Annotated in this window: 8 protein-coding genes; all 8 read left to right on the top strand. The window is 43.7% G+C overall.

Features of this window, described 5'->3' with window-relative positions; translation table 11 throughout:
• The first annotated feature begins 232 nt into the window (after positions 1-232).
• The 8 genes from SY85_RS11715 (at position 233) to SY85_RS11680 (ending at position 14,187) form a co-directional block, all read left to right on the top strand.
• Positions 233-2,722 carry a glycoside hydrolase family 20 zincin-like fold domain-containing protein gene (locus tag SY85_RS11715; RefSeq protein WP_226999072.1) on the top strand — a complete coding sequence of 830 codons (2,490 nt, stop codon included), beginning with the start codon at positions 233-235 and terminating at the stop codon, positions 2,720-2,722.
• A 409-nt stretch (positions 2,723-3,131) separates the two neighbouring features.
• Positions 3,132-3,932: an HpcH/HpaI aldolase family protein gene (locus SY85_RS11710; RefSeq protein WP_082886394.1), complete on the top strand. Its 801-nt coding sequence runs from the start codon at positions 3,132-3,134 to the stop codon at positions 3,930-3,932.
• Between the two features lie 223 nt (positions 3,933-4,155).
• Positions 4,156-7,197 carry a SusC/RagA family TonB-linked outer membrane protein gene (locus SY85_RS11705; protein ID WP_082886392.1) on the top strand — a complete coding sequence of 1,014 codons (3,042 nt, stop codon included), beginning with the start codon at positions 4,156-4,158 and terminating at the stop codon, positions 7,195-7,197.
• Positions 7,198-7,236: 39 nt separating this feature from the next.
• Positions 7,237-8,883, top strand: a complete 1,647-nt coding sequence (locus SY85_RS11700; protein WP_066404674.1) for a RagB/SusD family nutrient uptake outer membrane protein — start codon at positions 7,237-7,239, stop codon at positions 8,881-8,883.
• 140 nt (positions 8,884-9,023) lie between these two features.
• Positions 9,024-10,055: a sialidase family protein gene (locus SY85_RS11695; protein ID WP_066404672.1), complete on the top strand. Its 1,032-nt coding sequence runs from the start codon at positions 9,024-9,026 to the stop codon at positions 10,053-10,055.
• A gap of 184 nt (positions 10,056-10,239) precedes the next feature.
• A complete protein-coding gene (locus SY85_RS11690) occupies positions 10,240-11,835 on the top strand; it encodes a sodium:solute symporter family protein (RefSeq protein WP_066404670.1) in 1,596 nt (531 codons plus the stop codon).
• A 46-nt stretch (positions 11,836-11,881) separates the two neighbouring features.
• A complete protein-coding gene (locus tag SY85_RS11685) occupies positions 11,882-12,805 on the top strand; it encodes a dihydrodipicolinate synthase family protein (RefSeq protein WP_066409650.1) in 924 nt (307 codons plus the stop codon).
• 56 nt (positions 12,806-12,861) lie between these two features.
• Positions 12,862-14,187 (top strand): DUF3748 domain-containing protein, encoded by a 1,326-nt coding sequence (locus SY85_RS11680; RefSeq protein WP_193408757.1) that lies wholly within the window; start codon positions 12,862-12,864, stop codon positions 14,185-14,187.
• Positions 14,188-14,197: the final 10 nt, after the last annotated feature.

The following is a 14,197-nucleotide window of genomic DNA, read 5'->3' as shown; positions in this document are numbered from 1 at the left end:
GTTGTGTCAATCAAAGAAATTTGCTAAAGACTGAAAGAAATTAGGACCGGTTGTGAAAACGATAAATATATTTACCCCTTTCCGTCTATAGGCTCTCACCACATTTAGATTTCGTATTTGGAATTTGGCTTTTGGAATTTGTGATTTGGAATTTGCTCTAAATTTCAGATTCCCTTGTACCTGAAAAGATTGCCCTTTTAAAATCAATTGTTGGCTAAAATGTAATGAGAATATGAAAAAGATTGTTTGCTTCCCCATCCTCCTCCTTTTAGGGAGTGGCGTTCCAGGCGCTTACGCCCAAAAGAAAACGGCCGCTACTACTGTAACGCAACAAGAAGTAAAAGTTGTGCCCGTAGTGAAAGTTGCTCCCTCCATTAATTTATCGGCAGCTAGTTTGGTACTGGCACCAGGCATGAGTAAACAAGAGCGAAAAGCTGCTGAAATGTTGCTCGAAGAAGTAGAAAAGCGCAGCATGGTTCGTTGGCCCATAGAAGATCAATTGGCAAAGGAGGGCAAGACCTCTGTTGTACTGGGACGCCGGTCGGAATTGATCCGTGCCTATCCGGAGTTGGCCAATAGCTTAACAACGAACAATGCCGATAAACCAGAAGGATACCAGATTGTTTGTACAAAGCAAAATCAAATTATTGTAGCCGGTAACGATGCACGTGGTGTACTCTATGGCGCTGGTCGTCTGTTACGCCTGTTAAACTATAGTCCTGCTACTGTTTCGTTGAATGCTAATACTGCTATCAACACGGCACCGCAATATCCCTTGCGCGGCCACCAGTTGGGTTACCGTCCTAAAACTAATTCATACGATGCCTGGGATGTAAAAATGTGGGAGCAATACATTCGCGACTTGGTGATCTTTGGCGCCAATGCTATTGAATTGATCCCGCCGGTATCAGATGATGATTCCACCAGTCCGCACTTCCCGCTTCCGCAAATAAAAATGATGGCCGAAATGTCGCGCATTGCGGCCGATTACGGCATTGAGTGTTGGGTCTGGTATCCGGCCCTGGAAAAAAGCTATGCAGACCCTGCTACCGTTCAAAAAGCAGTGAAGGAGTGGGGTGATGTTCTTCGTCAGTTGCCACGCGTAGATGCTGTTTTTGTACCGGGTGGCGATCCGGGCCATACACCACCGAAAGATCTTTTCCCGATGTTGGAAAAGCAGACGGCACAATTGCAAAAGCTGCATCCGGGTGCTAAAATGTGGATGTCACCACAGGGCTTCACCGCCGATTGGATGAATGATTTCTACCAGCTCATGAAAGCCGAACCTATCTGGCTGGAAGGGATTGTGTTTGGCCCACAGCAGCGGGAAAGTATACAGGATCTTAGCGCTAAATTGCCAAAGCGTTACAAGCTTCGCTTTTACCCGGATATCACGCATACCATCCGTGCGCAATACCCAGTACCGGATTGGGACTTTGCTTACAGATATACACTAAATCGCGAGCCGATCAACCCGCGCCCTATCGATGAAGCCAATATATTCCGTAAGCTGCAGCCGATTATGGCACATGGCTTTCTTACCTACTCAGAGGGCTGTAATGATGATGTAAACAAGTTTGTATGGAGTGGCCTGGGTTGGGATGCTTCTGCAGATATTACCAGCATTCTTACTGATTATAGTCGCTACTTTATTGGCGCTGACAAGGCCGATGCTTTTGCACAGGGTTTGTTATCTCTGGAGCAGAACTGGCGCGGTCCATTGGCGGTAAACCAAACGGTGCAAACAACCTTGCTGCAGTTCCAGGATATGGAGCGTACAGCTACCCCTTCGCAACTGTTAAACTGGCGCTTTCAGCAGGCTATGTACAGAGCCTATTACGATGCATCGTTACGTAGTCGCCTGATCACGGAAATGGCCCAGGAAGAAAAAGCAATGGAGATACTCCGTAAAGCACCTTTACTGGGTTCAGTTTCTGCAATAGAAGCCGCTAAACAAGCGTTGGATAGAAACAACTGTTCGCCTTCTATATTCAGAGGCCGGGCATTTGAGCTGGCCGAAGCCCTTTATCAAAGCATACGCATGCAGCTAAGTGTGTCCAAATACAAAGCCATTGCCATTGGCCGCGGCGCCAACCTCGATCTGATCGACTTCCCATTAACAAATGCGCCCTGGTTAAACAGTCGCCTGGCTGAAGTAGAAAAGCTGTCAACAGAGGCCGATCGCTTGCGCATGATCAATGATATTTTGAATTACAACAACCCGGGTGCTGGTGGTTTCTATGATGACCTTGGTAACCCATATGCACAACCGCATTTGGTAAAGGGTACCAGCTATGACGATGACCCTGCCTACTTGCAGGCGCCTATGTCGGGCTTTACCGTTCGTTTTCAAGATAATACGGCCCGTGTATCGGCGGCTACGTTTGCCGAGTCTTTACACGATCGTCCATTAGAGATGCTATATACGAATTTGAATAAAAATGCGCAATACCGCCTGCGGATAGTATATGGTGCGGAGGCAAAGTCTGATATTCAATTAATGGCCAATGGTTCATATACCGTGCATCCAATGCGTGCCAAAGAAATGAACTTACAGCCAGTGGAGTTTGATCTGCCCACTTCGCTGACTGAAAATGGCCAGTTGCGTTTATCATGGACACGCCCTGCCGGTTTAGGGGGTAGCGGCCGTGGGGCGCAGGTTTCAGAGGTTTGGTTGATCCCAGTAACTGAAGCTCCTGCTTCCGCAACTAAACCACTATAATTGTACTTTCTTAGCCCCGGCAGTTCCTTGATTTGACCAAATGAGGCAGCCGGGGCTTTTTATATGCTGTTGAATAAGAAAATTGGAGATGGCGAGAGAAAAATTCCAAAAAACAAATCTCAAATCTCAAATTCCCCAGATGTAGCCATCTAATGACAGTGTAATCCTTAAATGGTTTACGCTCCATTGGGTCAGATAGCTTATTTTTCAAGCCCCATATTTTGCCCTATAAACGGTGGATCTATAACAGAATAGATAAGCACAGAAGCAAGTAGAGTGGACGTTTTCAATTGTATTTACTGCTAAAAAAGAAGATATTAAAAGCCTGTCTAATAGGGCCTTTTAATACAAAATCCTAGTTTGTACTAGAGATTTCAAATTTCAAATCTCAAATTCTATAATAAATAAGATGATGAAACTAAAGTCAAGCCGTGTTAAAAAGATCTTACGGGAAGGAGGTATCTGTTATGGTACCATGTTGCGGATGTTGCGCACGCCGCAAGCCGTTGCCCTTTGTGCTTCCCAGCACTGGGATTATGTGATCCTGGATACCGAGCACAATGATTATGATCTAGAGACCCTCAGTAATTTCTGCCTGGCATCTAAGTATGTAGATATGGACCTTTATGTTCGTGTGCCCGACAAATTATACCACCAAATGGCGCAAATGCTGGATGTGGGTGCTGAGGGTTTAATACTGCCCCAGGTAAGAACAGATGAAGAAGCCAGGCGCATTATCAATGCTACCAAGTATGCGCCTTTAGGAAAGCGCGGTGTTAGCTTGTCTGAAACAGTTACCCTTTTTGGCGACTACAGCCAGGCGGCCTATACCCAATGGGCCAATGAAGAATTGATGAACATCATCCAAATTGAAAGTGAAGAGGGCGTAAATAATGTCGGTAAAATACTTTCCAATAAAGGCATCGATGCAGTAATGATTGGCCCGGCCGATATGTCTCAGGATATGGGCATTTCTGGTCAGTTGGAACATCCCCGATTGGAAGAAGCCTTCCATGAAATAATTGAGCAATGCAACAAATACGATGTAGCGCCCGGTATTCATTTCTCCAAAATGGAGTATGTAGAAAAATGGGTGAAGGAGGGAATGCGCTTTGTAACCTATAGCTATGATAGCAAATTCATAAAAGATGCTTATAGCGAGTCGTTGCAAAAGCTACGGAGTTTTAAACCCGCACAAACACTAGTTTGAAATTTAAAATCTGAAATTTGAAATGGCTGATGTATGATTTAGGATTTTAAATTTCACCTTTCACCTTTCACGTTTTCTTTTTCTCATCCCGCATTTCTCTAAATGGTAAGATCGTATAATAATTAGCCAAGAAGCCATAAGGATTGCGGGTTATGAGATTCTACTTTTATAAAACACAAATGGATCGTTAACTACTATCTCTAACCTCCTCAATTGTTGCTGTATGAATCGAAAATTAAACTTCAGGGAGCTATCCCTATGCCTTCAGCACGCTTGTAACAAGCTGCCGCATTTTAAAAACCTAACATTATTACTGCTGCTCGTTGGTGTACTTTCTGTATCAGCAAGTGCGCAAACGGCTACTATTAAAGGAACTGTAAGAGATACAAAAGGAGAAGCACTGGAAGGGGTAAATATTGTTGTGAAAAATTCAACAGTAGGTACAACCTCTAATGCCAGTGGACATTATACAATAACTGTAAAGGGGCCGAATGATGTCCTGGTTTTTTCGTCTGTAGGCTATGAGAACAGCGAAGTGGTGGTTGGCGGTAATGGCAGTATTGACCTTATGCTAACGCCAAAGACCATAACGGGAAATGAGGTGGTAGTAGTGGGTTATGGTACACAATCAAAACGCAACATTACCGGTGCTGTTGCTAAAGCAGATCTGTCACGTAGCGAAAACCTGCCAAATACCAACATTACACAGGCCTTAAGAGGAAGTGTTGCCGGTGTTCAGGTTACGGACAACGGACGTCCAGGCCAGGGTGGTACCATCCTGATCCGCGGTCCTCGTTCATTGAGTGCATCCAACAATCCATTAGTGGTATTAGACGGTATTATTTTTGGCGGTAGCCTTGCTGATATTAATCCGAATGATATCTTGTCTATGGACATTCTTAAAGACGCTAGTGCGGCGGCCATTTACGGTTCGCGCGCTGCCAATGGTGTTATACTGGTTACTTCTAAAAAAGGCGTTACTGAAAAGCCAACAATTCGTGTGAATACATTTCATGGCGTTTCAGATTGGGCTTATAAGATGAAGACCTTTGATACAGAGCGTTATGTACAAAGCAAGCTTGACTACCGCAAGCAATCTGGCCTGGAAGCAGATCCTGCTAAGATCCTCGACTATCTGAACAAATCAGAAGCAGACAATTATAAGAATGGTGTTTCGCACGATCCATGGGAAATGGCTTCACAAAAAGGAAGAATCAGTTCGTATGACCTGAGTGTTTCCGGAAGAGCAAAAGCGGTGAACTATTACCTGTCTGCCGGCCTGGTAGACGAGAAAGGGTTGATCTATAACGATAATCAAAAACGTACATCACTGCGTGCCAACTTAGATACTAAAATCACCGACTGGTTGAACATCGGTACCAATGCCACATTTGTACAGCGCGACTTGTCTGGTGTAAGTGCTGATCTAAGCTTTGCTTATACCAACAGCCCATTAGGAAACTGGTTTTATCCAGACGGTGAGCCTACGCAGTATATTGTTGCAGAAGACCAGGCGTATGGTAACCCCCTCAGGGCTCCACTGTTAACCACAAACGAAGAGATCAATAATAGTTTGTTTAGCAACTTCTATGCTAAGGTAGACGTGCCTTTTGTGAAAGGCCTGTCATACCGTATGAATTATTCTCCAAACTATCGTTGGAACCACAACTATGACTTCTTCCGCCAGGACAAACACCTGACTAATAATACTACCAGCGCCACAAAGTACAATTTTGAAGGCTTTGACTGGGTGTTGGAAAACATCCTTACCTACAAGCGCAAGATTGCCAGAGATCATAACGTTGATTTTACCTTCCTGTATGGCCGTAATCACAGCGAAACGGAAAGCACTACCGCTACAGCATCACAGCTTAGTGTAGATGCATTGGGTTATAACAACCTGGGTTTGGGTACAGTACTGAGTACTACATCTGCTGCAGATGCATCAGAGGGTATTTCGTCTATGGCTCGTGTTAACTACCAGTTTAGAAACAAATACATGTTAACGCTTACTGCCCGTAGAGATGCCAGCTCCGTATTTGCTGAAAATAATAAGTACGCCACTTTCCCTTCAGGCTCCATTGCATGGATCTTATCTGATGAGTCGTTCATGAGCCGGTATAAGTTTATTGATATGTTGAAGCTTAGATTATCCTATGGCTCTGTAGGTAACCAGGCTATTAACCCCTATCAATCATTAGGTCTTTCAAACACTACACAGTATGTGTTTGCAGATGGTGGATCTACTTCTGTTGGTGTATTCCCATCTTCTATGGCGAATCCTAATCTGAAATGGGAAACAACGAATACCGCCAATTTGGGTTTAGACTTTACCGTACTGAATGGAAGATTAGGTGGTACAGTGGAAGTGTATAATAGTGATACACGCGACTTGTTAGTAAGACGTACCATCCCAACGCTTACCGGTTACAGCAGTATTTTCACCAACATCGGTGAAACCAATAACCGTGGTATAGAACTGTCACTTAACTCTGTAAACGTTCAGGGAAAGAACTTTGAGTGGACCAGCAATTTTGTACTCTCTCACAATAAAAATAAGATCGTACATCTTTATGGCTCTGATATCAACAATGATGGTAAAGAAGATGATGATATTTCTAACAGATGGTTTATTGGTCAGCCTATTACTACCTATTTCGACTATGTGTTTGATGGCATTTACCAGGAAGGCGATAATATTCCTGCCGGTTCAAAACCTGGCTTTGTACGCCTGAAAGATGTAGATGGTAATAAGAAGATCGATGCTAATGATAGAGCCATTGTAGGTTCAGGTGGTCAGCCTAAATACCGCTTTGGTATTACCAACAACTTTAAGTATCGTAATCTGTCACTGTCTGTATTTGTAAATGGCATGCAAGGTTGGATCTCTTCCTTCCCGCTGTTAAATACAGCCGTTAGTCCAAATGCGCCGGGTAGAGGCTTGAACCAAATGGATGCCGGTTATTGGACAGCTGAAAATAAATCAGCTACACGTCCTTCGCTGGTATATAATAACCCGTTGGGACACAACTGGTATATGAGCCGCAACTTCGTACGGATACAGGATGTATCACTGGCGTATGAGTTCTCTAAGGATATGTTATCTAAAGTGAAGTTGCAGAACCTGCGAGTATTTGTAAGTGGTAAGAACCTGTACACTTTCACTGATTGGTTAGGCGCAGACCCGGAAGTAGGCGGTACGCAGCCTGGCGATTTGTATCCAATGCCACGTTCATTAACCATCGGTCTTAACGTAGGTTTTTAATCATTACTATCAACCATTCATTTAATTAAAAATATTGTTATGTACAGTTTTAAACAGACAATAAATAATAAAAGCTTTTGGGCATTGCCGCTGGCACTTTGCCTGCTTACTTTCAACTCATGCAAACAGGATCTGCTGGATGAAGCACCTTTATCTTCATTGAGTTCAGATGCCGTATTAACATCAAAAGCTGGTTTTGAAACCTACCTGGTAGGCTTGCACCAGGCAGCCCGGGAAGAAATGACCATGGATGATCAGACCTATATCATGAACTTCATTGGTACCGATGTGGCATCTGCTGCGGGGGTAGAGTTTGTGTTTTATAAGGACTATAATTCTTACTTAAACCCAGCTACCCGCGAAGTGGTAAACATCTGGAACTGGGCCTATACGCAAATGATCCTGCGTGCTAACACGGTAATAACTTATGCAGAAAAGCCGGAGTCGGCTTCCATCTGGGCCACTGAAGCGGAGAAGAATGCAGTGATAGCAGAAGCAAAATTCTTTAGAGCCTATACGTATAATTTATTGGCCAATTTATACGGCGGTGTGCCTATTGTAAAAGAGATCTATTCTGCTCCCAAAACAGATTTCGTACGGGCGGCTAGAAAAGATGTGTATGAGTTGGCTAAGAGTGACCTGGAGTTTGCTTCTAAGTGGTTACCTGCTACTGTTGTTAAAACAAAAGAAGGTCGTATTGTAAAAGCAGCAGCAGATCATCTGTTGAGTGAAGTATACATCAGCCTTGGCGATTACGATAAGTCAATTGCAAGTGCATCCGCGGTTATTAATTCTGGCTTGTACCAGATCATGACCAATCGTTTTGGTGTGCAAAAAGATCAACCTGGCGATGTGTACTCTGATCTGTTTGTAGAAGGTAACCAAAACCGTAGCACAGGCAACCTGGAAACGATCTACGCCTGGCAGTTTGAAAACTTTACTGCTGGTGGTGGCGGTTCTCAAGGAGGAAACAGCATGATCAGACAATGGGCGCCGTTCTTATCGAAAATTAAAGATCCAAGCGGTGGTGCCATGTTGGTTGTAGATAGCCTGGGTCGCGGTACGGGTCCTATTCGCGGAACCAATTATTACCTGTATGATATATGGAGTAGCGACTGGAGTAACGATATCCGTAATTCCGTATATAACATGCGTCGCAGCTTCTTGTATAACAACCCCGCTTCTGCGGCTTACTTTGGTAAGCCTGTAGAGCAGAAGACAAACCAGGAAGACACTATGCGTAACATTTATGCCTACCCTCGCAAAGTAGAAGGCAAGCCCTGGAACAATACCAATACATCTGGCCGTACAGGAAAAGATGCCATCATCTACCGCCTGGCAGAAACCTATTTACTTCGTGCAGAAGCTTATTTAAGAAAAGGTGATCCTGCAAAGGCTGCTGATGATATCAATGTAATAAGAGCAAGAGCGAAAGCAAAACCTGTTGCTCCAGGTAGTGTTACACTGGATTATATTTTGGATGAGCGTGCGCGTGAGTTAATTTCAGAAGAACCCAGGCGCCGTACATTAACAAGAATGGGTAAGCTGGTAGAGCGCGTTCGCAAATACAGCCTGTTACAAAGCACACGAACAACAATTCAAGATAAACACGAATTTTTCCCAATTCCTCAAACAGCAATCGATGCCAACTTCAGTGCAAAGTTGGAACAGAATACAGGTTATTAATAACCTGGAACATGCAGCACGCTGAACTACTGACACCGGTGTGCTGCTGTTATTCTGTTTATTAAAATGCAAAGCCTTTACTGGGTTTGTAGCCTTGATTATCACATACCAGTAATGGGTAAAAGAACAAACGATTAATTATGAAACACATTAAAACACTTGCAATAGCCCTTTTTTCACAAGTAGCTTTTTGCTATGGACAAGGTACCTGGGTAAAAGCGCAGGAAGAACTGCTATTTAATAATCCACCCTTCCGTGAGTGCCATGCATCTACCATTTTGGAGGTAAAGCCGGGTAAGCGTTTAGTCGCCTATTTCGGCGGCACGCGGGAAGGACACAAAGATGTAGCCATCTGGCTTTCGGAAGAAGAAAATGGTAAATGGAAGCAGCCGGTAGAAATGGCGAATGGGATCATTAATGATACCTTGCGTTATCCTACCTGGAACCCGGTGCTCTTTAAGGCAAAAGAAGGAAAGGTTTTCTTATTCTATAAAGAAGGCCCATCACCACGCGACTGGTGGGGGATGGTGCGTACATCAATGGATGATGGGAAAACATGGACAGCCCCTGTGAAATTACCGGATGGCGTATTGGGGCCCATTAAGAATAAACCTATTCAATTGGCGGATGGTACCATCTTAGCGCCTTCCAGTACCGAGACCAGGGAAAGTTGGAAAGTGCATATTGAAAAGACAACGGACCTGGGTGCTACGTGGCAGATCATTCCTGTAGATGTACAGACCGAGTTCAATGTTATACAGCCTAGTATTTTGAGCTATGCCAATAATAAGCTGCAAATTCTTTGCAGAAGCAGACACGACAGGGTGGTACAAGCCTTTTCAGAGGATAATGGAAAAACCTGGGGTGCATTAAGCAAAACAGACATCTTGAATCCGAACTCTGGTACCGATGCTGTGACATTGAAAAATGGTTGGCAGTTATTGGTCTACAATCCTACCATTAGAGGTAAAGAGTGGTCAACTGGAAGAGCCAAGCTAAATGTGGCGGTATCCAAAGATGGCGCGCAGTGGACAGATATCGCTGTTTTAGAAGATGGTACTACAGAGGAATTTAGCTACCCGGCCGTCATTCAAACAAAAGATGGTAAAGTGCATATCACTTATACCTACGATCGTAAAAGCATTAAGCACGTGGTGTTAGAACAGAAATAGTTTTAGTATCCAGCAGTAGTTAGTATAACAGTACAGCATAGCTGATATCTATTCAAAGGGTGCAGCATTGTATGATATCAATTATTGTTTGTTGTTCTTACCAGTTTCGCATTTATCATTTTGAATTTGCTTCTTGGTATTTGTTATTTGGTTTTTAGTATTTGTTGTTTCTTAATTCTCTTGAATGAAAAATCTTCCCATTTTAGACCTTTCGATAATTGCCCTTTACTTGTTGGCCATGGTGGTGGTGGGCGTTTATTTTTCCCGGAAAAATAAAAGTGCCGAGCAATTTACAAAGGCATCAGGTTCTATTCCTGGTTGGGCCATTGGGTTGTCTATCTATGCTACCTTTTTGAGCAGTAATACATTCCTGGGTGTACCGGGTAAGGCATTTGGCAGTAACTGGAATGCATTTGTCTTTAGTATCTCTATGCCCTTTGCAGCTTGGGTAGCTTCTAAATACTTTGTCCCCTTCTATCGTAAATCTGGCGAAATATCGGCTTATACGCATCTTGAACATCGTTTTGGACCATGGGCCCGTACCTATACCGTGGTGTGCTTCCTGCTGACCCAGTTGGCAAGAATGGGTTCCATCTTCTTTGGTATTGCTTTGAGCCTACAGGCCTTGATTGGCTACCCGATGTCTACCATCATGGTGGTGATGGGTGCCTGCATCATTTTGTATACCGTATTAGGGGGTATGGAAGCTGTTATATGGACGGAAGTAATACAAGGCATTATCAAAACATTAGGTGCCCTATTGATCCTCTATTTGATTATTGCCGATATGCCAGGTGGTGTGTCGAAAATGATAGAGATTGGAGTTAGTGATAAAAAGTTCGGCCTGGGAAGTATATCACCCAATTTTGTAGAATCGACCTTCTGGGTGGTGCTGTTTTATGGGTTCTTTATCAACCTGAATAATTTTGGGATGGACCAGAATTATGTGCAGCGCTATCATACGGCGGCTTCACAAAAGGAAGCGTCACGGTCCTTATGGCTGTGTGTGGCCATGTATGTACCCGCGTCACTTTTGTTCTTCATCATTGGAGCCGCCCTTTATTCCTATTACCAGATCCATCCGGAACAAATAGAAACTGTACGACAGCAGGTGGCGGCAGAACGATTAGGTGCTGCGGCTACATCTGCACAGATCAGCCAGATGGCCGCTTCGTTACGACCTGAAGATTATGGTGATAAAGTAATGCCCTTCTTTATGGTAAGTAAAATGCCAACAGGTATATTAGGTCTGGTTGTATCCGCGCTGTTATCAGCGGCTATGAGTACCATTAGTTCGGGTATGAATGCATCAGCAACGGTATTTACAGTTGATATCTATAAACGCTATTTTAAACCCAACCTGTCTGATTCTCGCACCTTACGAACACTTCATATTGCCACAGTGGTATTCGGCTTATTCGGTTTGTGTACAGGGCTGGCTATGATTGGCGTAAAAAGTGTGTTAGATATCTGGTGGCAGCTCTCTGGCATATTTGCCGGTGGTATGCTGGGTCTTTTCCTTCTTGGTATTATTAGCCGCCAAACTAAAAATGCAGAAGCACTAACGGCTACGATCATAGGCATTGTGGTAATCTTATGGTTAACCTTTTCCGCTAAGTTGCCACAACAGTATGAGTTCTTACGTAATCCATTGCATACAAATATGACCATTGTGGTGGGAACACTCACCATCTTCCTGATCGGTCTTGCACTTACACAATCAAAAAGAAAACGTAAAGAGGAACCACTACAAGTTGTAGAGTTAGAAACAAGTATGTAGAGGGTAGATGCCTCTAATTGATTTCAACACCTTGAAAAAAATAATTATGAACAAAGGATTTATTCCTGTTATGCTGACACCATACACAGCAACAGGTAAAGTTGACTATGATGGGCTAACCCAATTAACAGAATATTACCTGCAGGCAGGTGCCAGGGGACTTTTTGCCAACTGTCTTTCCAGTGAAATGTATGAGCTGACCGAAGAAGAAAGAATCCATGTAGTAAAGCATGTGGTAAAAGTGGCTAACGGAACAGTGCCTGTGGTAGCTACAGGTACATTTGATAAGACTTTAGAAAAGCAGGCCGAGTTCATAAAGCGGATAAATGATACGGGCACACAGGCTGTAATTGCTATTACTTCTATCATTGCAGAAAAGCAGGAAAGTGATGAGGTTTTTAATGAAAGAGTTTTTAAACTATTAGAGGCGACAGAAGATATTCCTATCGGTTTCTATGAATGTCCTGTTCCCTATAAACGCTTACTATCGGCACAACAGCTGGCCTTATTTGTAAAAACAGGACGGGTTACTTATCATAAGGATACCTGCCTGGATATTACACAAGTACGTGAGAAGATCAAAGCAGGTGAGGGGCATAGCTTTGGACTGTATGACGCCTATATGGTGAACGCTGTGAAATCACTAAAAGCGGGTGCTGCAGGGCTCTCCTGCATCCAGGGTAATTATTTCCCACGATTGATTGTATGGTTGTGTGATAATTATGATAAGCCGGAACTGCTAGCAGAAGTGGCAATGGTTCAGGAGTTTTTTGTTCGGCATATGGATGTCATGCACGATCACTATCCACTCTCTGCCAAGTATTGCCTGCAAAAGCAAGGTCTGAATATTTCTACACTGGTTCGTATCCCTGGTCAATCTGCAGCAATAGTTGATACAAGGAAAATAGATGCCTTATTAAACGAATATCTGGAGCTGGAAAGAACGCTTCAGTTGGAAGTGCCTGCCTGATGCTAAGCGCAAAGTTCTATCCCTTCTTATTTTTACTTCTTTTTAATACGCAAGCTATGGATGATTTGAGAGGTCATGCACTGCAGGAGAAGCAATTGACGTATGGCGAACATGGATTTACCATCAACCATACGCAATGCTTTTCTGCAGATGATAAATGGATTGTTTTTGACACAAGAAATGAGGATACACATATTAGTCGCACCGGTACCATTGGTATTGTGAATGTAGAAACGGGTGAAGTAAAGCCCGTATATCATACCGAAAACCAAACAGCGTTTGGCCCGGGCGTTGGTGCTGCCAGTTTTTCTCCTATCCAGGATCGGGTGATTTTTCTTCGTGGTTTAACCAATGCCAATGAGAAACAGCCTTACGGTTTTGCAAGACGTTCCTGTATTGGCATTGATATAGCGAATCCGTTAAAACCAATTGCAATGGATGCCCGTGATGTGGACCATCCTTTTACGAAGGGCGCATTGCGTGGTGGTACACATGCACACTCGTTCAGTGGCGATGGTCGGTGGATAAGCTATACCTATAACGACTATGTATTGGAGCAACACAGCCTGGTAGATCAATCCATAAAAGACCTGCGGGTAGTGGGTGTGATGATGCCAGCTCGGGTAGAAGTAACCGATGCTGATTCAGCAGAGAATTTTACAGGCGAAATGTTTTCGGCTATTGTTACTGAAGTTACAGAACAACCCAGGTGGGGCACCGATGAAATTGAAAAAGCTTTTGATGAAACCTGGATTGGCAAGAGTGGCTATGTGCATAAAGACGGAAGTAGACAAGAGCGGGCTATTGCTTTTCAAGGGCATGTACGCGATAAGGACGGAAACTTGAAAACGGAAGTCTTTGTTGTTGATCTGCCAAACGATATCAGGCAAGAGCGTCCCGGTAAACCACTGGAGGGAACAGCTACTAGTCGACCTAATGTTCCGGCAGGCGTTACACAACGCCGCGTTACCTATACGAATAACGGCGTGCAGGGCCCGAGACATTGGTTGCGTTCTACGAAAGACGGATCAATCATTGCCTTTCTTTCTTCTGATGAAAATGGACATATCCAAGTCTTTTGTGTGTCTCCCAATGGAGGCGATAGTAAACAGCTAACGCATAATGCGTTTTCCATTCAGGGCATGTTCAATTTTAGTCCTGATGATACCAAGCTGGCCTATATAGGAAATAATACCTTGTACGTAACAGAACTTTCTACTGGTAAAACCACTCAATTGCTACCATCCTTTTCGGATGAAGAGCGCCCTGTAGGTGGGGTGGTCTGGTCTAATAACGGAAAACAACTTGCCTATAACCGTTATACGAAAGGCGAGAAAGGTAAATACCTGCACATTTTCCTATTGGATGTTGCTGGCCTATAGCTATCGGAGG

Source organism: Flavisolibacter tropicus, from assembly GCF_001644645.1.
GTDB classification, from domain to species: domain Bacteria; phylum Bacteroidota; class Bacteroidia; order Chitinophagales; family Chitinophagaceae; genus Flavisolibacter; species Flavisolibacter tropicus.
The sequence above is the reverse complement of the archived record's forward strand: the minus strand, read 5'-3'. Positions and strand labels throughout refer to the sequence as shown.